The 25995-nt window shown below is 68.2% G+C and carries 24 protein-coding genes and 1 CRISPR repeat array; of the genes, 23 read left to right on the top strand and 1 reads right to left on the bottom strand.

Annotated elements, in window-relative coordinates:
• Positions 1–50: 50 nt before the first annotated feature.
• From IEZ08_RS32175 to IEZ08_RS32065, 23 genes are all read left to right on the top strand, one after another.
• Positions 51–836, top strand: a complete 786-nt coding sequence (locus IEZ08_RS32175) for a GntR family transcriptional regulator (protein ID WP_203863575.1) — start codon at positions 51–53, stop codon at positions 834–836.
• A 174-nt stretch (positions 837–1010) separates the two neighbouring features.
• Positions 1011–1403 carry a WhiB family transcriptional regulator gene (locus IEZ08_RS32170; RefSeq protein ID WP_203863576.1) on the top strand — a complete coding sequence of 131 codons (393 nt, stop codon included), beginning with the start codon at positions 1011–1013 and terminating at the stop codon, positions 1401–1403.
• Positions 1403–1621 carry a hypothetical protein gene (locus IEZ08_RS32165; protein ID WP_189243613.1) on the top strand — a complete coding sequence of 73 codons (219 nt, stop codon included), beginning with the start codon at positions 1403–1405 and terminating at the stop codon, positions 1619–1621. The genes IEZ08_RS32170 and IEZ08_RS32165 overlap by 1 nt, the downstream gene beginning before the upstream one ends.
• A complete protein-coding gene (locus IEZ08_RS32160; protein ID WP_189243612.1) occupies positions 1621–2652 on the top strand; it encodes a hypothetical protein in 1032 nt (343 codons plus the stop codon). Before IEZ08_RS32165 ends, IEZ08_RS32160 begins: the two co-directional genes overlap by 1 nt.
• A 101-nt stretch (positions 2653–2753) precedes the next feature.
• Positions 2754–3173 carry an SsgA family sporulation/cell division regulator gene (locus IEZ08_RS32155; RefSeq protein WP_189243611.1) on the top strand — a complete coding sequence of 140 codons (420 nt, stop codon included), beginning with the start codon at positions 2754–2756 and terminating at the stop codon, positions 3171–3173.
• Positions 3170–3424, top strand: coding sequence for a hypothetical protein (locus IEZ08_RS32150; RefSeq protein WP_189243610.1), 255 nt, complete (start codon positions 3170–3172; stop codon positions 3422–3424). The genes IEZ08_RS32155 and IEZ08_RS32150 overlap by 4 nt, the downstream gene beginning before the upstream one ends.
• Entirely contained in the window at positions 3424–3834 is a 411-nt protein-coding gene (locus IEZ08_RS32145) for an ATP-binding protein (RefSeq protein ID WP_189243609.1), read from the top strand. The genes IEZ08_RS32150 and IEZ08_RS32145 overlap by 1 nt, the downstream gene beginning before the upstream one ends.
• Positions 3831–4058 carry a hypothetical protein gene (locus IEZ08_RS32140; protein ID WP_189243608.1) on the top strand — a complete coding sequence of 76 codons (228 nt, stop codon included), beginning with the start codon at positions 3831–3833 and terminating at the stop codon, positions 4056–4058. The genes IEZ08_RS32145 and IEZ08_RS32140 overlap by 4 nt, the downstream gene beginning before the upstream one ends.
• 23 nt (positions 4059–4081) lie before the next feature.
• Entirely contained in the window at positions 4082–4264 is a 183-nt protein-coding gene (locus IEZ08_RS32135; protein WP_189243607.1) for a hypothetical protein, read from the top strand.
• Positions 4261–4533, top strand: a complete 273-nt coding sequence (locus IEZ08_RS32130; RefSeq protein WP_189243606.1) for a hypothetical protein — start codon at positions 4261–4263, stop codon at positions 4531–4533. The genes IEZ08_RS32135 and IEZ08_RS32130 overlap by 4 nt, the downstream gene beginning before the upstream one ends.
• Positions 4520–5743 carry a hypothetical protein gene (locus tag IEZ08_RS32125; RefSeq protein WP_189243605.1) on the top strand — a complete coding sequence of 408 codons (1224 nt, stop codon included), beginning with the start codon at positions 4520–4522 and terminating at the stop codon, positions 5741–5743. The genes IEZ08_RS32130 and IEZ08_RS32125 overlap by 14 nt, the downstream gene beginning before the upstream one ends.
• 90 nt (positions 5744–5833) lie before the next feature.
• On the top strand, positions 5834–8113 hold the full coding sequence (locus tag IEZ08_RS32120) for a hypothetical protein (RefSeq protein WP_189243604.1): 2280 nt from the start codon (positions 5834–5836) through the stop codon (positions 8111–8113).
• 168 nt (positions 8114–8281) lie between these two features.
• Positions 8282–8806: a hypothetical protein gene (locus IEZ08_RS32115; RefSeq protein WP_189243603.1), complete on the top strand. Its 525-nt coding sequence runs from the start codon at positions 8282–8284 to the stop codon at positions 8804–8806.
• 47 nt (positions 8807–8853) lie between these two features.
• A complete protein-coding gene (locus IEZ08_RS32110) occupies positions 8854–9552 on the top strand; it encodes a M48 family metalloprotease (protein WP_189243602.1) in 699 nt (232 codons plus the stop codon).
• Between the two features lie 102 nt (positions 9553–9654).
• Entirely contained in the window at positions 9655–10359 is a 705-nt protein-coding gene (locus IEZ08_RS32105; protein ID WP_189243601.1) for a Pycsar system effector family protein, read from the top strand.
• A gap of 108 nt (positions 10360–10467) precedes the next feature.
• Positions 10468–11406 carry a helix-turn-helix domain-containing protein gene (locus tag IEZ08_RS32100; protein ID WP_189243600.1) on the top strand — a complete coding sequence of 313 codons (939 nt, stop codon included), beginning with the start codon at positions 10468–10470 and terminating at the stop codon, positions 11404–11406.
• The gene (locus IEZ08_RS32095) at positions 11393–11581 is read left to right on the top strand and encodes a helix-turn-helix transcriptional regulator (protein ID WP_189243599.1); all 189 of its coding nucleotides are present in this window, start codon (positions 11393–11395) and stop codon (positions 11579–11581) included. The genes IEZ08_RS32100 and IEZ08_RS32095 overlap by 14 nt, the downstream gene beginning before the upstream one ends.
• A complete protein-coding gene (locus IEZ08_RS32090) occupies positions 11578–12990 on the top strand; it encodes a tyrosine-type recombinase/integrase (protein WP_189243598.1) in 1413 nt (470 codons plus the stop codon). Before IEZ08_RS32095 ends, IEZ08_RS32090 begins: the two co-directional genes overlap by 4 nt.
• A 151-nt stretch (positions 12991–13141) precedes the next feature.
• Positions 13142–13413: direct repeats of the CRISPR family, unit length 29 nt; unit sequence CGGCTCACCCCCACGGGCGTGGGGAGGAC.
• Positions 13414–14750: 1337 nt separating this feature from the next.
• Positions 14751–16418, top strand: a complete 1668-nt coding sequence (locus tag IEZ08_RS32085; protein ID WP_189243597.1) for a hypothetical protein — start codon at positions 14751–14753, stop codon at positions 16416–16418.
• Positions 16411–19032 (top strand): phospholipase D-like domain-containing protein, encoded by a 2622-nt coding sequence (locus tag IEZ08_RS32080; RefSeq protein ID WP_189243596.1) that lies wholly within the window; start codon positions 16411–16413, stop codon positions 19030–19032. The genes IEZ08_RS32085 and IEZ08_RS32080 overlap by 8 nt, the downstream gene beginning before the upstream one ends.
• A 1000-nt stretch (positions 19033–20032) precedes the next feature.
• Positions 20033–21448 carry a hypothetical protein gene (locus IEZ08_RS32075; RefSeq protein ID WP_189243595.1) on the top strand — a complete coding sequence of 472 codons (1416 nt, stop codon included), beginning with the start codon at positions 20033–20035 and terminating at the stop codon, positions 21446–21448.
• Entirely contained in the window at positions 21438–22250 is an 813-nt protein-coding gene (locus IEZ08_RS32070; RefSeq protein ID WP_189243594.1) for a hypothetical protein, read from the top strand. The genes IEZ08_RS32075 and IEZ08_RS32070 overlap by 11 nt, the downstream gene beginning before the upstream one ends.
• Before the next feature lie 2 nt (positions 22251–22252).
• Positions 22253–24328, top strand: coding sequence for an Hsp70 family protein (locus tag IEZ08_RS32065; protein ID WP_189243593.1), 2076 nt, complete (start codon positions 22253–22255; stop codon positions 24326–24328).
• A 60-nt stretch (positions 24329–24388) separates the two neighbouring features.
• Here IEZ08_RS32065 and IEZ08_RS32060 read toward each other — a convergent pair whose 3' ends face one another.
• Entirely contained in the window at positions 24389–25951 is a 1563-nt protein-coding gene (locus IEZ08_RS32060) for a serine/threonine-protein kinase (protein WP_189243592.1), read from the bottom strand.
• Positions 25952–25995 lie beyond the last annotated feature (44 nt).

Genomic DNA, 25995 nt, shown 5'->3' with positions numbered 1-25995 from the left:
CCGTCATTAGACTCGACGCTACACGTATGTATGAGTTGAGGAGTTGGCCCGTGGCGGAGCTGCCGTTTCCGGAGCTGGACGCGCACAGCGACCGGGCCGTGTTCCGTCAGATAGCCGATCACATCCGGGACGCGATCGAGCGGGGAACCCTCCATGAGGGTGACAAGGTGCCCTCAGAGGCGCAGCTCATGCAGCACTATGGCGTGGCCCGGATGACCATCCGCAACGCGCTCCAGGTCCTGCAGAGCGAAGGGCTCACCGTCGCCGAGCACGGCCGGGGCGTCTTCGTCCGCTCTCGTCCCCCGGTGCGCCGGCTCGCCTCCGACCGGTTCGCTCGCCGACACCGCGAGCGGGGCAAGGCTGCCTTCATCGCCGAGACCGAAGGGGCCGGCGGTAAACCGTCCGTCGACTCCATCAAGGTCAGTGAGCAGGCCGCATCCCCAGATGTGGCCGAACGGCTCGGCCTGGCAGACGGCTCCTTTGTCATCGCGCGGTCTCGCCGGTATCTGATTAACGGGCAGCCGGTCGAGACGGCTGTCTCCTACCTGCCTGCTGAGATCGCGAAGGGTACGCAGATCGAGCAGCCCGACAGCGGTCCTGGGGGTATTTATGCCCGGCTGGAGGAGTTGGGGTATCGCCTCGACCGGTTCGTGGAGGAGATCCGCTCACGCATGCCGCTCCGTGAGGAGATCCGCGCGTTGAAGCTCGCCCCTGGCGTTCCGGTCTTCCACCTGGTCCGTACGGCTTATGCCACTGATGGCCGGGCCGTTGAGGTGTGCGACACGGTGATGTCCAGCGACGCCTACGTGCTGTCGTACGAACTTCCTGCGCGATAACGCTTGACCAACTCGTCTAGAGGAGTCATAAAGAGAGTGTCACTCCTCTAGACGAGTAGACGCCTAGGTGCGATCTCTCTCAGAGGTACAGAGCAACGAAAAGCGGCCCCGGTGCTGGCACACCGAGGCCGCGAAGCACGGGTCAATCCACCTCGCGAAAGGAGATCCGACCCGATGTCCAACATCTTCGCAGCTGTCCTCAAGAGCGTGTACGCCCAGTCCACAGCGGTTCTCGCCAGACAGGTAATCCTGCATGGCGCCTGCGTCGGCAGCAGCAATCCCGACGCCTGGTTCCCGCCCGAGCCGACCTCGCGCAGCGACGCCGGAAAGGACCTCGCCCTCGTCGAGTACGAGGCCACCGCCCGGCAGTTGTGCGGCAGTTGCCCCGTGCGGGCCGAGTGTCTGGAGCTCGCGCTGCGCGAGGAGTACGACCTTCCGCGCTCCTGGTTCCACGGCATCCGCGGCGGCGCCGCTCCCTGGGAGCGGCAGACCATGGTCTCCAACCGGCGCCGTACGGCGCGCCGCCTCGCCGCTCGCCAGACCGCGCCCGATGAGGCGGTGGCGTGATGGAGTATCATGTCATCCTCACCCTGGCTAAGCCCATGGGCAGTGGCGTCCAGCAGGCCACGCTGATCAGGACGGTCACCGCGGAGTCCGGCGCCACCCGCGCCGACCTGCTGGACTGGATGCTCAAGCAGGCCCCGCAGATGCACGGCTCGTGCATTCTGTTCTTCTCCGTCGAGCCCAATGCCCTGCCCGCTGCTTTGAAGGCGGTGAAGAGCTGATGACCTCTGTCTCGGCGCTGCGGCGCACCGCCCGGCCCTCCCAGCCCCGGACCAAGGCCGACAAGCTGGCCGCCGCCGCACGCGCGGCCGCCGCGGTGCGCGTCTACGACACCGACCCCGACGTCATCGCCTACCGCATCGAGCAGATGCGGGCCCGGGTCGACCGGCTGATCTGGACCGGGCTGATCCTCGGACTGCTGTTCACCATGGCCAACGTCCAGCGCTTCGCCGCCGTCGGCGAGGAGTCCTACTCCATCGGCTGGTGGATCGCCTGGCTGCTGGACCCGATGGTCTCGCTCGTCCTGGTGGGCGTGCTGCTGGGTGAGCAGATCATCGCCCGGCAGCAGATCGCGGCGGGCCCGTGGGTGCGCCGCACCAAGTGGACCACGTTGGCGCTGACCTACGGGATGAACACCTGGAGTGCGTGGGCGGCGCTGGACTGGTCGCTGATCCTGCTGCACAGCGTGCCGCCGGCGGTGGTGTTCTGCGCGGCCGAGGCGGTCACCACGCTCAAGCACCAGATCACCGAGGCCGTCCACGCCGCCTACCGCACGGCCGTGGACCGCGCCCTGGCCATCCGTGCGGAGGCCGAGCGTGCGGAGCCGGTCCGCACGGTCCTACCGGCCGGGATCGGACCGCAGGGCCCGCACAGTCCCGACATCGGCGACCGTGCGGACGACTCTCCGTCCGCACAGCAGGAGCCCGCAGGCGCCGACCCTGCGGACGATGGCCAGGACCGGGGCGAGCGGCCGACCGCGCCGGATGCCCAGGCCGCCTATCGGGCCGCCACGGTCGCGCAGCTGCGCGAGGAGATGCTGGCCGCGGCCGCCTCCGGCGAGAAGTACCAGGTCACTTGGCGCGATGTGCAGGCCCGGACCGGCTACCAGAAGCGCTGGTGTGAGGGCGTGCTGGCCGAGGCCCGCCGGGGGCTGCTGACCGCACCGCCCGCTGAGGAGAGCGAGCACGGCGAGCCGTACGGCCCGCACGTTGTCTCGGCCGGCACCGGTACGGCTCCGCACGGTGGCGTCTGAACGTCGGCCGAGCCGGACCGCACGGACCGCACGGTCGTGCGGTCGCCCGCCCGCACGGCCGACCGCACGGATGGCGAGCAGGAACTGGCGGAGGTGGCGGCATGAGGACCCGTGAGATCACCCGGGGCATCACGCTGTGGCCGACCGATGAGCCCAACTTCCCACTGGCCGCGGTCATCTCCTACCGCCTCGACGACCCGTACGCGGTGCGCCTGGCCTTCGTGCGCGGCCGCACCGAGACCGTGGTGTACGGCTTCGCCCGCGCGCTGTTGGCCGTCGGGATGAACGACCCGGCCGGTGAGTGCGACGTGCTGGTGGCCCCGCACGAGGAGGTCGATGACTACCTGGTGCTGACCGTGCGCCCGGAGCACGGCTATCCCTTCGCCGTCTACGCCCAGCGCGAGCATCTCCAGGACTTCCTGGATGAGTCCTTCGGGCTGGTGCCCTGGGGGCGCGAGCACGAGCACCTGGGCGACCTGGACGACGAGATCAGCGCATTCTTCCGGGAGGTGGCCTCATGACCGCCACCCTGACCCGGCAGCACGCGAAGACCGGCGAGGAGGTAGCGCTCATCGTCGCCGCCTACGGCGAGCTGCTGGCCGCCGCCCGCGCGACCTTCGCGGCCGCCGCCCTGGGCGAGGCCGACCCGCTGATTCACCTGCGCCACGCCCTGGCCGCGCACGGTCAGCTGCCGCCGGACGGAGCCCGGCCGGTGGTGCTGCTGGCCCAGAGCGCCGTCCCGCTGCCGTCGCGCCGTACGGGGGTGGCCTGATGGTCGCCCTCACCGAAGCCCCGACGGCTCCCATGCAGCGGGAGTTTCCCGGCCTGGCCGAGCAGGTGCCCGCCGCCCGCGCCTGGGTGCTGGCGTGCCTGCCCTCAGGTTGTCCCCGCGCCGCCGATGTCGCCCTGGTGCTGACCGAACTGGTCACCAACGCTGTGATCCACTCGGCCTCCGGGGCGCCCGGCGGGAGCTTCCGCGTTCAGGTCGAGGTCACTCCGGGCGCGGTCACCTTGGCCGTCATCGACCAGGGCCCGGCCTTGGTGCCGGTCCCGCGGGAGCCGGATGAGTCCGGCTGGGGATTGGCGTGCATCGTCGGCGACCTGGCCGACGGCTACGAGGTCATCGACGACTCCGCAGGCCGCACCGTCTGGTGTCTTCTGGAATGGTCGCCGGCCCCATGAATGTCCGGCCTCGCCGCCGAGGCGTGACCGGCCGCATCTATATCGAGCGCGGCCGCCCGGTCTTGGCCCTGCTGGGCTGGGCCGGGCGCGGCCCGCGCAACGTGCTGATCCTGCGCTGGGAGTCCGGCGAGCTGGTGGTGCGGCCCTTCCGGGGCCTGCGCCGCCCCCGCCCCCAGCTGCCCGCACCTGTTTCCGACGGCCATCGCGCCATCGATGCGTCCTGACCCACGATCGGAGGACATCTCCCATGATCCTGCTGGCCATCCTCACCGGCGCGATCATCGCGCTGATGTGGGCCCGGCAGACCCGCTGGTATGAGCTGCTCCTGCTGGGCGGATGGGGCCTGCTGGCCGCCACCACCCCGCTGGGCCAGATTCCCGCCGGCTGGCTGGCCGCCCTCAGCACCATGATCGGGGGCTGGTTCTCATGACCGCCTCCACTCCCACCGCCGGCCAAGTCGCGCGCCGCGCCTGGCAGATCCGCCCCAGCCCGGCCGAGCTGCTGGCTATCACCACCGTGCTGGCCGCTGTTCACGGCTGGCTGGGCTGGCCGCTGCTGCCCGGCGCGCTGATCACAGCGGTGGTCATCGTCGTCATCGCGATCGCGGTCGCCGTCTCGGAACTGCGCGAGGAAGCCACGCAGGCGTCTCGCCCGGCCGAGCCGCCCGAGATGCATGGAGGCGACGATGCTGCTGTTTGAGATCGCCTTCGCCATCGCCGTCATCGCGGGCATCACCCGCCTGGCCAGGAACGCCAACCGGCCCGAGCGGCTGCGCCGTGTTCCTCCTCCGCCTCGCCGCCGCTCGTCCTGGCTGGTCAAGGCATGGAACGCCTCCGGAGCCCCGCGCATCAACGGCAGCACGCTGGGCGACGCCTCGGCCGAGCTGACCGGCAAGGCCGTGGGCGCCACCGCCCGCGGCGGCGCCTGGCTGACCGGCCGGGCGAGCCGGGCCACCGCCCGCCATGTGCGCCGTGTCGGTCAGGCCGCTTCCCAGCGTGCCCAGCTCCGCTGGCAAGTCCGCATGGACGGCGAGGACGCCCCGGGCGGGATGTGGTGGCGCCTCCAGCCCGCCCCCGAGTCACAGGACGCCCCGCACGACCAAAGCCAAAACCAGACATCCGCAGAAACAGAGGTGCAGCCTGGCCGCCGCTGGCGTGTTCTGCGTTTCGACCGCCGACGCCAAGACACTGACGAGCCGACTCCGCAGACGCCCGAGTCAGCTGCGCCCGAGCGGCATCCGTGCACCCGCTGCCACTCGACCACCGAACTGACCCGCTTCAGTCAGCGGCGCGGCCGGTGGCTGTGCCATGGGTGCCTGCGCGCCTTGGAGCCGTTGCCCGGCGCAGAACCGACCGGTGCCCCGTCCTCGTCCGCGCCGCCGAACGGACGCCCCGCCTCCCAGCCCAACGCGCAAGACGTGTTACGCGCTGTCCCCCATCCCCTGCCGCGCCCCACCGGGCGGTCCACTTCCGACACCACTTCGACCAGCACCGATCCCGTTCCCGGCGCCCCTGGCGCCTTCGCGAAAGGACCCACCATGACCCAGACCGCCGGCACCGTCACCAGCGTCGCTCCCCCGGCCGACTGGATCCAGATCATCGCCCGGATCACCGAGCACGCCCCGGCCGACGACACCGAGCTGCTGCAGCTGATGGCCGGCGAGGTCGCCGGGGTGTGCGGCTATGCCGACGCCCTGGGCGCGCTGCACGAGACCTGCGTCAACACCGTCGGGCTGGACCCGTCCTCGGTGCAGGGCCTGGCCGAGTACTCCGCCTCGGCCACCGAGCTGGCCGCGCGCATGGTCGAGGCGCACAAGCAGTTCCTGACCGTCTACGCCGAGGTCATGGAGGCCGTGGCCCGCGGGGTGGTCCTGCCCTATCAGGGTCGCTGGTTCACCGGCGCAGCCTGATCCCGGCCGGGGCTCCCGGCCCGCCTTCTCCCGGGACCGGGAATCCCACGCCGCGACCGTCGTGATCCACCTGCTGCAAGGAGACTCGTCTTGGCCCGTCGCGCGCGCCCACCCAAGCCCAGCCTGCGTGAAGCCCGCACTCGCAGCGCCGCTGAGCGCTGCCCGATCCCTCCGCACTTCGGCCATGCCTCGATGCGGCGCGGCCCGTCGGCGGCCGGGACCGGGGCGGGTCTGCTGCGCGCCGGCGGCCGCGGGCTGGCCGCTGCGGTGCGCTGGGTGCGGGCCAAGCCCTTGCAGCGGGCCCCGCTGCCACTGGCGACCGCGCTGTACGGCGCCGGCGGCCTGGCCGACCTGATGGACCTGCCCGCCGCCGGGATCGTGCCGGTGACCGCGGGCGGCGCACTGGCCGCCTACGCCACCGTGGCCCGCAGCCATCCTGAGCATGCCGGTAAGACCGGTGCCCTGGTCACCGCCTCCGGGCTGTGGCTGGCACTGGCGGCCGAGCTCGGCCCGGCCGCCGGCCCCGGCGGCATGCTCACCTGGGCCTACTGGACCTTCGCCACCGCCGCCTACGGCCTGTATCGCATGGACGCGGCGACCCGAGCCGCGATCGCCGAGCGACGCCGCCGCGCCGAATGGCACCGCCTGGCCGCACACTTCGGCATCGGCGGCTCGCACCTGCTGCGCGTCGAGCCCACTCGTCTCGGTGAGCAGCTGCTCATCGATGTGCAGGGCACCGGCCGGCGCGCCTCGACCATCACCCATTCCGATCTGGCCGAACGCGTCGCCGAGTACTACAAGCTGCCTCTCACCCGCGTGAAGGTGGCCCCAGACAAGATCGCCGGACGGATCCGCATCACCATCCGGCTGATTGATCCGTGGGCCAACAAGATCCGCCATCCGCGGCTGGATCCGGAGGCCGAAATCACCCTGCCGGAGACCGGCACCGTACGCGAGCCGCTGGTCATCGGCATGGATCCCGAAACCGGCCGCCCGCTGATCCTGCCGGTCTGGACCTCCGACGGCGCCCGCCACACGATGATCATCGCAATGCTCGGGTCCGGCAAGACCGTCCTGCTCAACGACATCTTGGCCGAGCTGAGCACCGCCGACGACGCCTGCATCTGGGGTATCGACCTGCGCAAGGGCAAGGACCTCAGGCGTTGGGCTCCGGCTCTGGACCTGCTGGCGCTACCAGGCGAGCGCCGCAAGGCGCTGCGCATGCTGCAGCTGGCCGTCAAAATCATCGCCGAGCGTGCCGCGCTCAACGACAACAAGGTCTTCCAGCCCGGACCCGGTCACCCGCTGATCGCCATCGTGATCGATGAGATGTCGGCGCTGTTCGCCGGCAACGACCCGATGGCCCAGGCCATCAAGGAGGCCGCCGCCGCCGTCGCCACCGCCGGCCGCTCCGAGGGCGTCGAGCTCATCCTGGTCGGTCAGCGCGGCACCATCGGCCAAATCGGCTCCACCGACATCCGTACCCAGATCGAGAACATCGTCATGCTGCGTCTGTCGCGCCGCACCGAGATGGCCCACGTGGCCGGTGAGCTCGGCCTGGAGCTGCCGGACATGGCCCGCTACGGCGAAGGCCACAAGGGCGTCACCCTGGTCGCCGACCTGGACGGCTCCCACACCGCCGGGCGCACCTTCTGCCTGGACGAGCTCGACGACATCACCGCCCTGGCCGCCGAACGCCGCTCCTCGGCCCTGGAGCCCGAACTGCTGGAGCGCATCGGCCCGGCCTATGCCCGACTGAAGGACCCCGCCACCGCCAACGCCCCGATCGGCGGCCGCGAGGCCTCCGCTGCCGCCGCCGCGGTCGCCGCAGTGGCTTCCGAGGCGCCGGCGTCCGCTGTTCCCGGCGATCTCTCCGAGTCGGCCGGCCAGCCCGCCGCACCCCCGCACCAGCCGTACAACCCGGAGGGGCAGGACATGGACATAGAAGAAGACGGCCAGGCCGCCCGGCTGGCCCAGGCCGCCAGCAGCCGCGAGCAGACCCGTCGCTACCTGGCCGCTCTACCCGACCTACCGGTGGTGGATGCGCAGATGGCGCAGCGGCTGGCCCAGGCCGCCGAGGCCCGCCGCACCCAGGCCGCCGAACAGACCGAGATCGCCCCCAACGTGCTGGCCCGCCTGATCGAGCTGCTGGCCCGAGACGGCGGCACCACCGTACGCGAGGTGGAACGCGCTCTGGAGGCCATGGGCCTGTCACGCATGGGCGCATGGCGCTCACTGGACCGGCTGCGCCTGGACGGCTTCGCCGAGCTGCGCGGCCGCGGCCGCGGCAGCCGCTGGCACCTGATCGGCTACCACCCGGACCGCGACCCGAACACCACCTCAGGCACCGCCGACGGCGACGCAGCGTAGCCGATCAAGGGGCCGCGAAATGTCCCAGGAAATGTCCCATACCAATGTCCCGACCCCCGTCAGAGGGCCTGTATTAGGAGGCTCGCTGGGACATTGGGACATTTTCCGGCCGCCTTCCCTCGTGCGTCGTCATCGACCACGTACCGTCACCGAACCGGATAGATGATCATGAGCTATCTCACCCAGGCGGAAGTGCTGGCTGACACCGATGATCTAGCCGTGGTCGCCGCCGCGCACGCCGGCCGCTGCACCCGCGCCGGCCTGGACGTGCGCTCCTACGCCGGGCTGATCGGCGCCGCCGTCACCCTGGGCCGACAGCCGCACCGCATGTGCGTCGGCTGGGCCAGCGACCATGCGCTGATCTGTGCCCTGGTCGAGCTGGAAATCGCCTTGCGCCAGCGTGACCAGCAGATCATCGACGCCATCGCCGTCATCCAAGCCACCTGCCGCGACGCCGAATGTCATCTGGATGACGAGAACGAAAAGGTCGTCGCCTGGGCCTACGCGACCATCGCCGACTGCCAGGCCGCCCTGGAGGTCCTGGCCCCTGTGCCGTACCGGCTTCAGCACGCCCTGGCCCGGCTGATCACCGTGCCCGTCACCCTGGGCGAGACCTACGCCGCCATCTACGCCCTCATCGCCCGCGGCCGCCTGATGCCCTATGCCGGCCGCTGGATCACCGGCAGCACCTGACTTCACCTTCCCGCCATCCCCATCACCCGACAAGGAGACCTCCGCAAATGACCGGACCGAACGGCTCACAATCCCGCCCGCCCGTCGTCCCCGCCACCATCCGGGTACGTGATGAGGGCGCCGACCTACCGCACACCTCGTCACCGGTTCTGCCCGGCCTGGCCCACCTGACCCGGGCCCTGGCCGGCGCCGCCCATCTGCCCGGCACGCCCGGCGTGCTGGTCACCCTCGACCCCACCCTGAAGGCCGACGCGGTGGCCGGAGTCGATGCCTGCACCCACACCCCGCGCATCATCCTGGGCACCGACCTACTACATCAGGAGAATCCGGACCAGCTGACGATGGTGGTGGCCCACGAGATCGCCCACCACGTACTGGACCACGACGCCGAACCGGGCGCGAGAGTCTGGAGCACCCTCACCTCCGCGCTGTTCCTGCTATCTCTGGGCGCGCTGTTCCTCGCGGCACCGCGCTGGATAGTTGTGGCCGCCACCGACGCCGCCCTGGCCGTTCACCTGATCGGGCGCCTGGCTGCAACCCGAGCCTCGCGCCGCCAGGAACTGGCCGCCGACGCCCATGCGGTGCGGCTGCTGGACGCCATCGGCCGCAACGGCCGAGCAACACTCACCGCCTGCCTGGCCACGCTCCCGGCCGCGAGCCGCTGGCACCGGCTGATCGGCTGGATGCTCGACAGCCACCCGAGCCCGGCCATGCGTCTGCGCCACCTCGCTACCGACCACCGCTGACCCCGGGACGGGCGCGCACCAGCACGGTCAATCCGCCAAGACCAGCCCGCGCCGGGCGCGCCCGCTCACCCCATTCACTCAACCGAGATCAGGAGTACCTCCATGATGCCAACCACCCGCCCGTCGGCCACCCCTGACCAGCCGAACAGCCCGAACCCGGATACCACCTTCTGGCAGGCGATCCCACTGCGCGATCCCCGCCTCCACCCCAACTGCCAGTGGGCCATCACCATCAATGACCTCACCACCGAAGATGCGCCACACCTGTGGATCGACATCTCCGCTGAACGCCCTGCCGAGGTCGCTGCCTTTCTGCTGCGTGCGGTACGCGCCTACCGCCCCGGCCCTGCCGCTGCTGAGGCCCTGCAGTGCGAAGCCGACGCCGTACGGCTGGAGCTGGGCCGCATCGACGTCAAGGCCACCGCGTTGCTCGGCACGGCCGGCACCATGTTCGCCGTCCTGGCCGCCGCACTGACTGTTATCCCCCCGCCCGCGGCTGCCCTGGCCGCCGTCATCGCCGGGGCCGCCCTGCTGGCCGCAGCGATCGTCGTCCTGCTCATCGTCATCCGGCCCGCCCTGCCGCGCTGCGGGCGGTCCGGGACCGGGTTCATCGCCCACGCTGACGCCGCCGATGTCGAGGCTCTGATCGGCTCGCTCACCGCCGATCCGGAGCAGCGGCTTGGCACCGAGATTCTCGGCCTGTCGGCGCTGACCCGCACCAAGTACCGGCGGCTGAAGGCCGCGGTGCACCTGCTGCTGGCTGCCCTGGCCATGCTGGTCACCGCGCTGCCGCTGGGGGCGTGGTAGCCGATGGCTCGTCCCCCGTCGGCCCGGAACGCTCTCGGACCGGCGCCATGAACCCGCCCTTCCCACTTGAGCACTCCATCAGCACCACAGGGAAGGTCGACACCACCCGTGAGCATCGCGGTCATGAACTGGGTGTGGCAGCACTCGCCCACCTCCGGCAACCAGCGTCTGGTCCTGCTCGCCCTGGCCGATGCCTGCTCGCGCGACGACGGCACCGGCTGCTGGCCGGCGGTGGCCGCCGTCGCGAATAAGGCCAACATCAGCCCGCGCAGCGTCCGCCGGATCCTGGCCGAACTGGAGGCCGCCGGGCACCTGAAGGTCACCCGTGGCGGCGGCCGTCACGGCACCAACGGCTACACGCTGATCCTCCGTACGCCCGCAGACACTCCCGCGCAGCCTGTGGATAACTGCGCTGACCCCGGACAACTTGTCACCCCGGACAACTTGTCCGGGGTGACGCCGGTGACCGCAGGGGGTGACACGGGTGTCCGGGGAGGGGTGACGCAGCTGTCACCCGATCCACCAAAGAACCACCAGGAACCACCACCTCCCGCGCGAACGCTCAAGAGCACCGGTCCGGTGACGGGCCGAGGTCCGGGCGGCGGGAAATCTCACTCAGAACGATCGGAAGAGCCGCAGGAGCCGATCCGGCGGTTCATCGAAGTGCTCGGATCGGCCTGGCCGCTGTCCCCGGCTCAGATCCGGCGCCTGACCCCGGCCGTCACGGCCGCGCTGGCCACAGGCTGGAGCCCTGACGCCCTGGCCGCCCATATCGGCGCCAACGTCCTGGGCGTACGCAATCCGTACGCCGTCCTGGCCGCCCGCCTGGCCGACCTGCCCGCTCCACCGCGCCGCCCGCCACTGCGGTACAGCCCGGCCGATCGCAGCGTCGCCGAGGCCCTCACCTCCACCTGCCCGCACGGCGCTTCCCACTCGGCCGGATGCGCGCTGTGCCGCCATGGCATCCCTCCGGAAGCCGTGGCCGAGCATCACCGAACCCGCCCCGTCATCGAAGACCGCAAGGAGTCCCGCCATGTCCAAGGCTGAGAAGCTCACCGTCGCCGACATTTGCACCGAGCTGCGGATCACCCGCTCCACGTTCTACGACTGGCGCCAGAAGGGTCGCGCGCCCAGGTGCTTCCGGCTGCCCAACGGGGAGCTGCGCATCTACCGCAGCGAGTTCGACCGCTGGCTGGCCGGCCTGGAGGACGACGCCCGATGAGGGACGTCACCCATAACGTGCGCATCTACAAAATCGAGAAGCGCACGAACGCGAAGGGCAAGGTCACCTCGTACCGGGTGCTGTGGCAGACCGCCAGCAAGCCGTGGAAGAAGTCGTTCCCCCGGCAGGCCCAGGCGGACACCTACCGCAGCGCGCTACTGACGGCCGCGCGGACCGGTGAGCCGTTCAGCCTGCTGACCGGCGAGCCCCTCTCCTGGCAGCGGATCGACATGCCGGAGATGAGCTGGTATGCCTTCGCGTGCACGTTCGTGGATATGAAATGGAGCGCCTCATCGGCGAACTACCGCCAGGACATCGCGCGGGCGCTGACTGCAGCCACTCCCGCGATGATCATCGATGGGCGTGGCAGACCCGCGGACCAGGACGTACGAAGAGCACTCAAGCGCTGGGCCTTCAACACCCGGCAGCGGGATAGCGCACCTGAGGATGCGGCCGCCGTGCTGCGCTGGCTGGCGGCCAACACCAAGCCCCTGTCTGCGCTCGCCGATCCGTCGGCCGTCCGGGAGTTGCTGGCCGTCGCCACCTCCCGGCTGGACGGCAAGCGCGCCGCCACCAGCACCGTGCTGCGGAACAAGACCATCTTGCAGACCGCGTTGGACTACGCCGTGGAGCTCAAGATCCTTTCCCACAATCCGATCAAGGCCCTGAAGTGGAAACGGCCCAGGACCGCCACCGAGGTGGACCGCCGCAGCGTCGTCAACCACGCCCAGGCGCGGGCGCTGCTGGCCGCCGTGGAGGCGCGGAGACCGAGCGGCAAGCGGCTCAAGGCGTTCTTCGCGATCATGTACTACGCCGGGCTGCGCCCCGAGGAAGCCGTCCACCTCCGGGTTCACAACGTCACGATTCCGCCCCTGATCCAGAACCCGGAGACGGGACAGATGGAGGAACCCGCAGATGACTGGGGAGAGCTCATCTTCTCCGAGGCCGCGCCCTTCGCCGGCCGCGAATGGACCGACGATGGCGCACTGCGCGAGGTGCGTTCCCTCAAGCACCGTGCCGACGGGCAGGCGCGTTCCGTACCGTGCCCACCGGAGCTGACCAGGATTCTCCGTGCGCACCTCGCCGAGTTCGGCGATGACCCCGACGGTCGACTGTTCTACGGGGTCAAGGGTGGGGATCTGCCCGCCATCACCTATCGGCGGGCGTGGGCAGCGGCGCGCGAGCAGGCCCTCACCCCCCAGGAGGTCGCCTTGCCTCTGGCCAGGCGGATCTACGACCTCCGGCACGCCTGCGTGTCGACCTGGCTCAACGCCGGGGTTCCCGCGCCCCAGGTCGCCCAGTGGGCGGGGCACAGCGTGGACGTCCTTCTACGGATCTACGCCAAATGCATCGTGGGCCAGGATGAGACCGCCCGGCGCCGGATCTCCGAAGCGCTCAAGGAGACGTAATCCTGTGAGAGACATTGGGGAAAACCGCAGGAGATCGACGACAGCCGAACACAGCGAAAGCGTCTCAGGGTTACGCTGTCCTGATTCGATTCGGTTCACCCCACAGGTGTGGGGAGGACGTCTTGGCCACGCCCCAGCCGTGCTTGAGGGTCGGCTCACCCCCACGGGCGTGGGGAGGACCCGAACAGTAGAACCCGCAGCGGCCCGTCGAACGGCTCACCCCCACGGGCGTGGGGAGGACTCGGGCGCCTGGGGGGCGTCGTCGTGGTGCTCGGCTCACCCCCACGGGCGTGGGGAGGACCCCGCCCCCGACCTGACGCTGGAGTGGCTCATCGGCTCACCCCCACGGGCGTGGGGAGGACCTGCACACCGCCACCGCCGAGCTGTCCCGCTGCGGCTCACCCCCACGGGCGTGGGGAGGACACTTCCCGACCTGCTATTTCACAATCACACTTGAAGTTTCCGAGGGAAGGTCTACGACTTCCAACACGCCTGTGTGTCGGCCTGACACAACTCTGAGGCCTCCACGCCCCAGAGTTGTCCAGTGGGCCGGCCGCAGCATGAACGTCCTCCTACGGATCTACGCCAAGTGCATCGTAGGTTAGGACGAGGCCGCCCGACGCCGGATTCCCAAGGCACTCAAAAGGCATGATCCTGCGGGAAGGCATTGGGAAGAGCAAGCCGCAATGGCCCGGCGACAGCCGTACACCGCCGGATACGGCGAGAGATCTTCAGGGTGCAAACACGCAGGTCAGGGGCACTCTTGTAGAGGCTGGCAGGGGTAGGGCGGGCGGGACTCGAACCCGCGACCAAGGGATTATGAGCGTGCCTCGCCCCGTGACGGCCCATGACCGGCGGTGCCGGACGGGGCCGTTTCCGCACGTCAGCGGCGGTTGTCGGTGACGGCTACTGACGGTTCGTACGTGGGCACGGACACCCGTCCGTGCCCACCACGTGCCCATCACGAACGTGGCCGCGCAGTGACCGCACCGGGCCACATCCAGCACTCCCTGCGATTTTCATATGCTTCACAGCAGCGATTTTCCGTTGCCAAAGATGATCACACGGGAGATCATCGTTGATATGGCCGAAGAACGCTGCATACATGAGTTGGTCTTGGGTCAATGCGCCGATTGCGCACCCGTTCCACCAGGGTTGTCAAATACGGTGTACACATCCAAGGGCGGCTCGGTCTTTCACCGGTCCGCTTCCTGCGAGGCCCTTCTCGAAGGCCAGCGTAAAGCTGCGCGTTTCGGACAACAGATTCACGAGCCGAGGCCGGTCCCCCTCCGCCAGGCACAGGCTGAGGGACGCGGAGCGTGCATTCCATGCTTTCCCAACTTCGTGCCCGCGAACGCCAAGCCTTGCTGGATCCGCGGTGAGTCGACGTGGCTGCCGGGCCTCCTGCTGGAGTGGCACAAGGATCCCGCCCGGAAGGTCTGGCGTGGAGTCGTCACCTACAGCGTGGGCAGCGAGCAGATCACCGAAGTCCGCGAACAGAAAGAACTCCGGCCACGCAGGTAGTCGGCCGACTCCAGCAGCACAGTCGCACTACACGACCACCCGACTGCTGCGCAGATTTACGGGTGCGGACGGTCAAAGTTGTCCAGAAGCACGCACCCGATCTCCGGATCGCCGAAGCCCAAGACCTCGGCCATGCCGAGGAGCACGACACCCGGACGAGTGTGGATTTTCTCACGCCCGTCCATTTTCGCCGTCAACTCGACGCCCTCGCCGTGAAGTCCTAGCGTGAACGCGGCATGCTCGCCTACTGCGGCCCGTACATCCAGGAGAAGGATGCCACGGTTCCCTCATGTCTCAATCAAGTCGATCAGCGGCCAGATGCACATCCGCACACCATCTCTCTGGGTGACATTCTCATCACTATCTGCTTCATCAAGCGGACATGCTCGGTAGTGTCGGCGTTTATGACGCCCAGGATCCAGGAGACGTCGATGCACATGGTGCAGGGCCCCGGCTGGAGCGCCAGCGGACTCGACGTCGCCGCGGGCAGGTATCCGCTGTCGGTCGAGCGGCATGTGATGCGGATGGCTGACCTGCTGGTGCCAGGTGTGACGACGGTGACGCCGCACGCCCGCTACTACAGTCTGCACGCCCTCGTCGCCATAGAGGCGGAGCGCCGCCGTCTGTCCCCCCAGCAGGCGCAGGACCTGCTGCGCCGTTGTGAGGTCGTCATGGCAGCGGTGTCGTACGCGCATGATCACGGCGAGATCGGACTGCCGCGGGCGCACGGCCTCGATGCTCTCGCAGCTCGGCTACAGAGCGGCGAGGTGGTCATGGCCGAGGCCGCGCAGCCCGTCAAGGGCGGCTACGTACGCAACGCGTGGGGCTTTTGGAAACCGTACGAGGCCTCGGAGACCTCCCTCGGAATCCTCTCATCCGCGAGCATGCCGGTCCCAGGTCCCGCGTGCGCGGCCGAGCAGGTGATCGCCGGGTTAGACGGCATCCTTGAGTTGGCGGCCCGTCGGCAACTCAGCGTGGACGAGCTACGGAACCACCCGCACCTTTGCGTGTGTGGTGGCGGCCGAGCGGCCGACGGCGCGTGGCTCGCGAGGCTACTCTGCCAGCCCGACGACCAGTCCGCCCAGACCACCGCGCTGAGCCGGCGAAGCACCATTCGACTGCTCGCCCGGGTGATGCAGACGCATGAGATCGGCGACGTCACTAACCACGTCAGGCCAGTGATCGCGTACGGAGACTTCCTGACCAGTGACCCCGTCACCGCCTCGTTGGACACGGCGCCGGCCTGGCGTGGAGTGGTGCTACGCAACTACGCAGTGGGCGCTTGGCGGCGACTGTGGTCGTGGCTCGTGTCCGAGGTCGTCGGCCTGATGCCCGCCGACGACCTCGCCGAACGGTTCGCCGACAGCATGCCGGACGGAACCATGGCCACATTCATGGATGGGCTGCCCTCCACCGTCACTCCGACCGGTGCCCCCGCCCCAGCAGAGGAACAGCTGCGAATGAGCGACCTCCCCGTCCCGGTACGCGAGTTGGCAGTGCTAATCGTCAATACCCGGCGAGTTAAGGAACTGTCCGGCCGAGTACGCGACGCCTTCCTCGGGCAACGCGGCGTCGAACTCGGCCCTGAGTGGATGGCATGGCGGCTGGCCGAGTCCTGGTCTGGCTCGCCGCGTGATTTCGTTCGGGGGCTCACCTACGATCTGCTGACCCGCGCCCGCCGCGTGGCGTTGTCGAAGGCCCGCCGCCGGCCGAACGGAACCTTATGGCTGCCCACCCGGCTGCACGAACGTGACGGACTCCTCTACCGGACCAGCAAGGAAGGACGAGGTGACGTGGGACTGCGGCTGGCACAGCTCACCTCTGTGTTGGCCGGCGCTGGGGTGCTCGAACTGACCGGCGGGACCTGGCGAGTGACCGCTGCCGGGCAGGTGCTCCTTGACTGAGCCACCGATAAACCTGGAGCTCTCCTCCCCGCTGACGTTGCTGATGGAGGAGGAGCGGCATGGGGACCGGCAGGCTGAGGAGGCTCTGTTCCTCAGCTTCACCACCGATCTCGGCTTCTTCGAAACGGTCGTGCTGGGCATCACCCAGATGTGCGGGGCGCGGGTGAGTCTGGTCGGCGACGCTGCGATGAGCGTGATCGACCCGCGTGCCGTGCGCCGCGCCGGACGTGTCTACTTGCCCGGCCAGGCCGTTTGTGATGGAGCCTTCCATCCCAAGCTGATGGTACTGGTGGGCCCCAAGCGGGCCACCGTCGCCATCGGCTCCGGCAATGTCACACTCGCAGGCTGGCAGGCCAACGCGGAACTGTGGACCGTGTTACGAGCCGACCAGAGCCACGTCCCCGGCCTGTTCGGTGATCTCGCGACGTGGCTGTCCGGGTTGCCGGACCGAGTCCGGTTCTCCGTGGGCGTGCCAGATGCGCTCCGCCGAGTCGCCGATGGTCTTGCGGCATTGCAGGAGCGAGCCGAGGTCGTGCATCCGGACCTCCGGCTGATGTCGTCCAGCCAGCGGCCCATCATCGAACAGCTCCCTAAAGGCCCGGTTGAGGAACTCGCGGTGTGCGCGCCGTTCCATGATCCTGGTGCTGTCACCTTGCGCCGTCTGGTTGAGCGTATGAGGCCGCGTCAGCTGGTCGTTAGCTTCCAACCCGGCCGCACCGAACTCGATGGCCGCGCGCTCGCCGACCTTGTCACCGAACTCGATGCCGACGTCCGCCTCGATGCCGAACCCCGCTACCGGCACGGCAAGCTCATCGAATGGGTCGTCGAGGGCCGCCGGTACGCGCTCACCGGCAGCCCTAATCTGTCGGCCGCCGCACTGTCCACGTCCCTGGAAAACGGCGGCAATTGCGAACTCGGTCTCATCACACCGATCGAGGCCTCACGCATGCCCGCAGGGGCAATCGTTCCCCCTGCTGATCTGCATTCCCTGAAATTCTCGATCCGCTCGCGGCCCGAGCGAAGAGCGCCACTTCTACTCGGAGCCACCCGGACCGAACGGGGCCTGCACGTCATGTTCACGCGCACGCTGCGCACAGGCGGATACCTGGAACTGTCCGCCGCCACGGCCCCGCCCGAGACGTGGGAACGCGCCGGCGAGGTGTCCGCCGGCCTCACAGAGGTACTGGTCACCCAACCCACTGACGGCGGCAGCCGAGTCCGACTGGTCACCACCGTGGACGGCCAGGTGCGTCACAGCAACGTCGTCTTCGCCGTCGATCTTCCCCGCGCACAGGCCCGACAGGGCCTCACGCGTGCCCCCGCCCCCACGACCCAGCCCGGCCAGCTCTTCACCAACGAGCGCCTGGCCGACAAGTTCCTCGCTGACCTCAACACTCTCGCCACCTCGCTGACCCGGCCCTCCACCCTGCCGGCGCCAGCCGCGGCGTCGACCACGACCACGGGAGTCGAGGGCGCCTCCAATCTGTTCGGCGGCGGGTGGACAGCTTACCTAGACAAATGCGCTGGCCGCCTTGGAACGCCACTGCTGCGTTTCGCCCTCGGCCTGCCCTCTCTCGCAGCCGAGCAGGAAGGCACCTACGAGGAGGTGCCGCCGGTGCCCTGGGAGGAGCAGTTCGCGAACGACGTCGACGCCGGGCTCGACAACGACGACCCCGAAACCGTGACCGATCAGCCCGCCACCGTCACGGCCCCTCCCGACCTGCGTACACGCGATGCCGCAACACGTCGCCGCTACCAGCGCTGGGCCGACCGGCTCACACGGGTCGCGCCGACGCTGGAGCTGCCAGAGCGGATGCTCGTCACCAGGCTCCTGCTTTGGACGGCAGCGGCCGGCGCCTGGGATCACGACGACCACGCCTGGCTCGACCTCCTGGCGGACGCCGTAGGCGAACTGGGTGCCGATACGCCGCCTACCGAAGTAGAACCGCAGGTGGCCAGCTTGGCAGCCGTCGGCCTCGCCGTTCTTCGCGCTCACGCTCCCCGCCATGTCAGCACCGCCACCACGGTCGCCTTCACCAGAGCCGCCGCTGTGGTGGATCACCTTCTCCCCGCTGCCGAACCGGAGTACATCGAGCAGTACAGCGAATTGCTGCAGGACGCATTCGGCCCGGAGCTAAGTCCGTACGCGATCCAGAGTCTCGCCGCTGAGATCGTCCAGGCCGACCCTCTCACCGGCGCTCTGCGCACGCTCGCAGAGCAGCGCCACAAGGTACACCGGCATGGAGAACGCCTGCTGCACGTCACCGGCGCCTTCGGCAACGCGCGTCTTGTCGCGCTCCAGGCGGTCGCAGCGGCCCAGGCTTCTAGCCTTGTCGGGGCTTGGGCCACCTCCTCCAATGGCACCTGGTCGCTGGTCATGTGGCGTCGACCGGACCTGTTCACCATCGACGCCGGCCCACGTACTCTGTGGCGCCACTACCGGCTCACCGGTCTTCGTGATCCACGCAGCCTCACCGCCCAGAGGAGCTTCGACGGCGTCCGGCCGGTCTCGCACGATCCTCTCCTGAGGCCGTTTTCCGAGGCACTCGCGGTACTGGCGGATCTGGGCTTACCTCCTGACCCTCGGCCTCCTGCCGACTGCAGTCCTTGGTAGGGCCGGACGCTACGCGATCATCACATCGGCCCAACAGGCATCTCACCGTCGTCGTGGTCACCGAGGGCAAGTCCTTCCGCATGAAACAGGCACGAACCCGGACAGGCGGACGCCTGACCAAGAAGTAGTCAACTTCTTCGGGATGGGGACCTCGACCCGGCCACCAGCGGCGACACGCACTTGGCCGTTGACACGCGAGAGACCATAGGCCGGTGCGATAGGGCAGTGGCATCTGACCGCGACTCACCGAGTATGAATCCGGTGACGGACGGCTGCTGACATCCCACGGGGCGCGGACGACAGACCGAGGCTCACCACGGAGGGTGATCACCAAACTCTTTCACCCGAGCGGCGATCAATCCCGGTGGCGCACAAGCCAAGGACGATTTGCTCACCACGGTGGCGCAGCGAGGGCAACAGCGAAGCTCCGACGTCATGGACGTCGTTGGTCAAGACCGATAAGCCAGTTGCCCTCCTGCCTGAACGCGGGTCTGCAGGAGTGGAACGGAGCGTACGGCAGCACCGATTCCTTGATCGAGACATTGGCTCTTCGCCGACCACCACCCACCAGGAGCCCCCGTCCACCCCCAGCCGCCTTACTCTTCGGGCTCATCTGACCAGCATCGCCGACCAGAAATGATTCAGCGATCACCGAGTAAGCCATGCCCCGAGCAAGCCAATCTGGGGCATATCATAGAAGGGCTAAAATATTACAATTTTATAGCATTTTGAAAATTTATCATCTTATCACAGCCAATCCTTAGTTCTCTTTGGACCCTCTTTGCCCAGCCAATCATCTCGCTCCGAGACCCTGGCGGCCTGGCGGGAGAACCGAGCGCGGCGTAAAGCGTCTCGGGGACCAGACGGGAAGATCGTCAATCCTGTTACCGCGGGCTGGCAGAAACTCGGAGTCCAAGGCGCCGACACGGTCGCCGCACTCCAGCGTTGCCTGAGTGATCTCATAAACCTCTCCCCGGCCCCCACCCCCGAGCGGGGGATCGTGGAAACCGCGGTCGACGGCGTGCCCGACCCCACGCTGCCGAACGCGGTCCGCACCCTGCTGAGCACTCTCGCGCCGCAGAAGCTGATCACGACAGTGAACCGGCTCCTTCAAGCGGGAATGCCGTGGATGAGTGAGCACGGGGGCGAGCGCGCCCAACTGCTGTCCCTCGACATGCCCCGAGCGGGAACCATCAGGACGCTTCCACCCGCCCTCCTCGATGGAGGACCTGCCTGGCGTACCTACCTGGCCGCACTCGGTCACCCCAGCCAGGTCTCCGCAGATGAGATCATCGCGTGTCTGCCCGATCCGCCGATCTCCGTCGTCGATGACCTCATCGACCTCGCTCTCCTCGACCGGACCGACGAACCCTGGAAATTCCCGGGGCAGGAGAAGGAGCGCGTCTACATCCGCGCCAGAGTCGCTCCGGAAACGATCAGCGCGGAGGGGGCGGAGCTGATCCGCTGGTCGGACATGCAACGGCGGCACGCCTTCCTCGTCGGCGACGAACTCACCGGCGAAGACGTCTACGGCCTGCTCGCCTCGCTGTGGCGAGGCGAGCAGAATCTACGGCTCCGCCCCCTCCTCCCGGCCGGCAAGCAGGCGGTTCTCGACGAGATCCTGCTCGGTGCGCAGACCGGGCGCTGGCCCGAGCACCTCACCAGTGACTACGGCCTGTGGTCGCTGCTCTCCGCGCTATGGACACCGTCCGCGGCCGTTGACGCGAAACTGACCGAGTTCCACGCATGGCGGGCCTTCTACAACTGCTACCGATGGATCTTGATGGGCTGGCTGGACAAGGCCAAGACACAAGCGGAGAAGCTGCTGGAGGCGGCAGCCGCGAAGGACGACCGAGGAGAGTACCTCGTCGACCAGACCACCTATGCGGAGATCAACAATATCTGCGCCTACCTGGCGCAGGACACGAACGAACTCGAGTTCGCCATCCGGCTGCTGGAAGAAGTCAAGGACATCGAACCGAGCGCCGCAAGGAACCTGAAGATCGTCAGAGAACGATCGGAAACCACCGTCAACGAGCGCCAGGACTGGCAGAACCCTTATCTGGCCATCGGTCTCCCCCACGGTTACGAGGACTGGAAAGACCATTACCGATCACTCCTGAAAGACCTCCGCGGGGACGTCAAGCGACTCGCAGCCGTCAACAAGGCGGTGAAGCGTCTGATGGATGACAAAACAAGCGGCACGGGATTCTTTCTGGTCCCGCTGGACGACGAGACGCTCTCGGCGCCCTCCGAGCGCTCTCCGGTACTGCTACCGCCGATCGAGCCGCTCCCCCGTCGGACGTCTCCCGCGACCCGGGAAGAACTCGCCGCACTCCGCGATGCCGCCGCCCACGAAATTCTCAACCACTTCCGCGAAGTCACCATCGAAGAGGATGCCGACCATGGCAGGTAAGCCCCAGAAAAACGGTTCGGGTTCGTCAGGCCGAGGCCGGGTGGACCGTCCTGCCTCTTCGCCCGTCTCGCGGGAGACGCGCTCCACACACGGTGGGACCAACCGGGGCGACATCGCGACGATCTCTCTTCTCAAGGACCTCCGGCATGACCTGGAAGGGAAGATCGCCGCGATGTCCGCCACCATCGGCCACAGGATCCAGGCCGAAGTGCGGTCCGGCGTCCGGTCGGCGCTCAAGGACGAGATTCGAGCCGAGATCGAAGCGGAGGTCCGCGACGAGATCACGCATGAGATCCGTGTCGAGATGGCGAACCGCTTGAAGTCCATGGTGAACGATCACGAACGGCTCGACCCTCTGAAGATCCTCGATGGATTCGTCCACCATGCCGCCGACCTCCTCGCCGAATCAGAAGGCAGGCACGGCGACCTTACTCAGCAACAGCTTGTGAGCACTCTCCGGCAGGCGGTCCTCGAGTCCTTCCAGAGCCGCAAGCTCCACCTCGCGCAGTTGGCTGAGCTCGACTGCAGACTCCGGGAAACCGGCGGGCCGGAGTCGCTTCTCCTCCTGGTCGACGAGCTGCTCACCGTGGCCGGTCTCCGCCGTATGGAGACGTACACGGACCACCCTCAGCATTTCACCATCGTCAACACACCGGCTGAGGGACAGTTCATCTCCATGGTCCAGCCGGCGTACCTCGACGGCGCCACGGGCCGGGTCGTCCGCAACGGGCGTCTGCGGCACGTGGCCGACCCGGTCTTCCTTCCGGAAAGCTCTGGTCCTGCGTCTGGAGAAGAGATCTGACCGTGGCAACAGGTATCGACTTCGGTACCACGAATTCCGTGGTGGCCCAGTGGGTCGGGGACGACGTCGAAGTGCTCGCGCTCGACAGCGACAACCTCGACTCCGACTGGCATTACCCGTCGTTCCAGAATCTCTTCCCCACCATCGCGGGTGAGAGCTCCACCCGGCTGGGCGCGTTGTTCGGCTGGGAGGCCAAGCTGCGTTCCAACCGCGTCCTCGAAGCGTGCAAGCGCATGCTCAAGGACGACGCGAGTCTGCAGCTGCGTGACAGGAGGGTGCCGGCGTCCGCGGTGGCCGCCGGAGTCTTCCAGGCCATGCGGGAGAGGGCCGAGCAGAACCTGCTCACCCGGATCGACAGCGCTGTCATCACCGTTCCGGCCAACGCCAGAGGCGCCGCCCGCTACCGGACCCGAGCCGCCGCACGCGCTGCCGGCATCACGGTGAAGGCTCTGCTCAACGAGCCCACGGCCGCGGCGCTCTCCTACATGCACGACATGCAGGACGAGGGCCGGATCATGGTCTTCGACTGGGGCGGCGGAACGATCGACGTCACCATCCTCGAGCACGTCGACGGAGTGTTCGAGGAACTCGCCTCCAAGGGCATCACCCAGCTCGGCGGCCTTGAGGTGGACAAGCGACTCCGCGAACTCCTCTTCCGGAAGCTGGGACGGCGTCCGACCCTCACCACGGAGGCTTCCCGAGAGCTCGACCTGGTCGTGGAACGAACCAAGATCCGGCTCTCGACCGAGGAGGCCGTCCTGGCGGGAATTCCGGGCAGCGACAAGCTGCTCGAAGTCACCCGGGACGAGTTGGAGGACGAGATCACTGACCTGGTCGAACAGGCCCTTCAGCCCGCCCGCATGTGCCTCAACGATCTCGGCATGGCCCCTGACGAGATCGACGGCGTGCTGATGATCGGCGGTACCAGTCAGATGCCCTGCGTGCGTCGGGCCGTCGAGCAGTTCATGGACGACGAGACCGTCCCTGCCGAGATCTGTCATCCCATGACCGCGGTGGCCCGGGGTGCGGCCATCGCCGCCGCGATCTTCGATGGCGAGTTGGACAGCTACCTTCAGGTGTCGTCCATGTTCGCCCTGGGCACGGGCGCAACGGACAAGGAGACCGGCAAGAAGGTTTTCAGCACGATCATCGACCAGCACTCACCCCTGCCCATCGAGGGAGAGAACAAGTACAACCCGGTCAAGGACAACCGGGAGCGGCTCTCGATCTCGGTGTGGGAGGCCGACCCCGCCAAACCGCTGGAGGATCCGGAGAACTTCCAGCTCACCACGCTGGAGCTGAAGTACCCCAGACCTATGCCCAAAGAGGACGCGGTCTTCAGGTTGAACTACACCTACACGCAGGACGGGCTCCTGCATGTGAAGGCCGTCCTCGACAAGACCGGCGAGGTGGTCCTCGATCAGGAGATCAGGGACTTCACCCATGGTGACACGTTGTCCATAACGGAGATCCAGCGGCATATGCGGGCTCTGGAAGGACTTCCCCAGGCTCCTCCTCCGCAGCCCCGCACCGTGACCACGCCTCCGCAACCCGTCTTCAGCTCCGCCCCCGAGGCGGCGTCACTTCCCGTGCCCGTCGCGGAGCCGGAGCCGTCGGTGCCCGGTGTGCGACCTCTCGTCGTCGACGGATCCAATCTCGCCTGGTTCGGTCGTGACGTGAAGAAGGGGGACGTACCCAGCCTGGACCAGCTTCTGAAGGGCATCGAGGCGCTGAAGGCGCAGTTCCCCGGTGCGGAGATCAGCGTGTTCGTGGACGCCGCCATGGCCCACCGGCTCACCTCTCTGGAGCGCGATGTCCTCCAGGACGCCATCCGGCAGGGCATCATCACCCAGACTCCCGCCGGCACCCACGGAAAGGCCGACCGGCTGATCACCATGCTGGCGGAGAAGAAGAACGCCGTCATCGTGACCAACGACAGCTACAAGGAACTTCAGGCGGAGTATCCCTGGCTCCTGGACGACGGCCGGGTTCTCGGAGCGACGTACAGCAACGGTGTGTGGCTCTTCGCCGGCAGGACACCCGTCCGTCCTCGCCGGCCCGACGCGAACGGGTCCTGATCGCTTTCATGGGCCTTCCCGGTGTCCACACCGGGAAGGCCCAGGAGCGGCCGGTCCGCATCAACCGCTGGTGAGACGGAGCCTGGCCAGGAGATCTCTCACCTCTCGAGTCAGAGAGTGAGCCGGGCCGTACAGCAGGTTCAGGTCCTGCTCGAGAGGCTGGAGCACACCGACCGCATCCTCGACGTGGCCCTCGGCGGCCAGCAGAGCGCCGATGTCGCGCCGCAGCTCCAGCACGGTCTCGTCGCCGTCGCCCTTGGCCGCGCGGTACCGGGCCAGCACCTGCCGGAGCTGCTCGAGCGCCGCCGTGCCCTGTCCGAGCTCCGCCCGGCAGAGGGCGGCCTGCCGCCGGCATCCGAGGGTCTCGATGTCGTCGGGTCCCGCGACACGTGCGTACGCCTCCGCCAGCCGGTCGAACTCGGGCAGGGCCCGCCGGAAGTCACCGCCGATCACCAGGATCGCCGCACGTCGCTGACGGAGGGACAGGACATGGTGATTGTCCGCGCCGAGTGCGGCGGCGGCCGGCTCCAGCACCGACCGCAGCACATCGGCCGCCTGCGTGAACCGGTCATCGGCCAGCAGGTCGTCGGACTGGTCCACCGCGGCTTTGATCGCCATGACGGCCTCGTCCGCTGAGACGACGCTCTCCTCAGCGGGTGGTTCGGTCACCGCCTGCTCGGGACGGCGCCGCGGTGCGCAGGGGTTTCGGTAGGGGCGGGTCGGGTCGGGAATCCCTGCCGGAGCCCGTTCCGAACCACTGGGGCGGGCTCCGGCGGAGGGAAGGAACGGGACCAGTCTCTCGAAGACCTCCTGAGCGTCCGCGGGACGCTGCTCCGGCAGCTTCTCCAGTAGCTCCAGGGTCAGGTACTCCAGATCGGCGGGAACATCGGGACGGAATCCGCGCAGCGGGAGAGGCGCCTCGAACAAATGCTGCTGCATGAGCCGGGGGCTGTCCTGGAAGACCGGCCTGCCTGCCAGAAGCTCGTACAGAATGCAGCCGACGGCGTACAGATCACTCTGCGGGGTGACCTGTATCGCCTGGATCTGCTCGGGGGACATGTAGCGCGTCGTCCCCATCAACAGGCCGGTGGCGGTGAGCCTGGTGACGTCGGTCCGCAGGATCGCGGCGATCCCGAAGTCGAGGACCTTGACGGTCCCGTCCTCGGCGACCATGAGGTTGTCGGGCTTCAGGTCCCGGTGGACGACGGGGATCGCGTGCGCGTGGGACAGCACGGTGCAGATCTGGGCCACCACCGCTGCCGCCCAGGAGACGGGCAGTGGGGTGCTCTGGGAGATGAACGCCGTCAGCGGCGTCCCGCGGACCAGTTCCATCACCAGGAAGAGGCGGGTGAAATCCTCATCCAGGACCGCGTCGTACACCTGCGGGACGCCGGGGTGGTTGATGCGCGCCGTGATGCGGGCCTCACGGCGAAACCGTCTGGCCAGTACCTCGGCGTGCTCGGCGGAGGAGACGGCCTCGGGAAGGATCAACTTGATCGCTACCTCACGGTCGAGGACCGTGTCGTATCCCCGCCAGACCTGGCCCATTCCCCCGGCGCTGATCTCTCCGACGAGTTCGTAGCGTCTGCCGATCGTCCGCGACCGCACCGATTCCCCGGTCATCTCACCCCTGCTCCCGTTTATGGGACCAGTTTGATCTTTCAGGC

It is taken from the genome of Planobispora rosea (assembly GCF_014648175.1).
Classification (GTDB): Bacteria; Actinomycetota; Actinomycetes; order Streptosporangiales; family Streptosporangiaceae; genus Planobispora; species Planobispora rosea.
Note: the sequence above shows the minus strand (reverse complement) of the source record. Positions and strands in the feature narration are given on the sequence as shown.

What these genes read in the sequence shown, in the direction of transcription:
- IEZ08_RS32125 (WP_189243605.1), top strand. Translation starts at nt 4,520, where the DNA reads ATGCTGCTGTTTGAGATCGCCTTCGCCATCGCCGTCATCGCGGGCATC.
- IEZ08_RS32105 (WP_189243601.1), top strand. Translation starts at nt 9,655, where the DNA reads ATGATGCCAACCACCCGCCCGTCGGCCACCCCTGACCAGCCGAACAGC.
- IEZ08_RS32170 (WP_203863576.1), top strand. Translation starts at nt 1,011, where the DNA reads ATGTCCAACATCTTCGCAGCTGTCCTCAAGAGCGTGTACGCCCAGTCC.
- IEZ08_RS32140 (WP_189243608.1), top strand. Translation starts at nt 3,831, where the DNA reads ATGAATGTCCGGCCTCGCCGCCGAGGCGTGACCGGCCGCATCTATATC.
- IEZ08_RS32110 (WP_189243602.1), top strand. Translation starts at nt 8,854, where the DNA reads ATGACCGGACCGAACGGCTCACAATCCCGCCCGCCCGTCGTCCCCGCC.
- IEZ08_RS32145 (WP_189243609.1), top strand. Translation starts at nt 3,424, where the DNA reads ATGGTCGCCCTCACCGAAGCCCCGACGGCTCCCATGCAGCGGGAGTTT.
- IEZ08_RS32135 (WP_189243607.1), top strand. Translation starts at nt 4,082, where the DNA reads ATGATCCTGCTGGCCATCCTCACCGGCGCGATCATCGCGCTGATGTGG.
- IEZ08_RS32070 (WP_189243594.1), top strand. Translation starts at nt 21,438, where the DNA reads ATGGCAGGTAAGCCCCAGAAAAACGGTTCGGGTTCGTCAGGCCGAGGC.
- IEZ08_RS32165 (WP_189243613.1), top strand. Translation starts at nt 1,403, where the DNA reads ATGGAGTATCATGTCATCCTCACCCTGGCTAAGCCCATGGGCAGTGGC.
- IEZ08_RS32090 (WP_189243598.1), top strand. Translation starts at nt 11,578, where the DNA reads ATGAGGGACGTCACCCATAACGTGCGCATCTACAAAATCGAGAAGCGC.
- IEZ08_RS32160 (WP_189243612.1), top strand. Translation starts at nt 1,621, where the DNA reads ATGACCTCTGTCTCGGCGCTGCGGCGCACCGCCCGGCCCTCCCAGCCC.
- IEZ08_RS32115 (WP_189243603.1), top strand. Translation starts at nt 8,282, where the DNA reads ATGAGCTATCTCACCCAGGCGGAAGTGCTGGCTGACACCGATGATCTA.
- IEZ08_RS32150 (WP_189243610.1), top strand. Translation starts at nt 3,170, where the DNA reads ATGACCGCCACCCTGACCCGGCAGCACGCGAAGACCGGCGAGGAGGTA.
- IEZ08_RS32130 (WP_189243606.1), top strand. Translation starts at nt 4,261, where the DNA reads ATGACCGCCTCCACTCCCACCGCCGGCCAAGTCGCGCGCCGCGCCTGG.
- IEZ08_RS32095 (WP_189243599.1), top strand. Translation starts at nt 11,393, where the DNA reads ATGTCCAAGGCTGAGAAGCTCACCGTCGCCGACATTTGCACCGAGCTG.
- IEZ08_RS32085 (WP_189243597.1), top strand. Translation starts at nt 14,751, where the DNA reads ATGCTCGCCTACTGCGGCCCGTACATCCAGGAGAAGGATGCCACGGTT.
- IEZ08_RS32060 (WP_189243592.1), bottom strand. Translation starts at nt 25,951, where the DNA reads ATGACCGGGGAATCGGTGCGGTCGCGGACGATCGGCAGACGCTACGAA.
- IEZ08_RS32155 (WP_189243611.1), top strand. Translation starts at nt 2,754, where the DNA reads ATGAGGACCCGTGAGATCACCCGGGGCATCACGCTGTGGCCGACCGAT.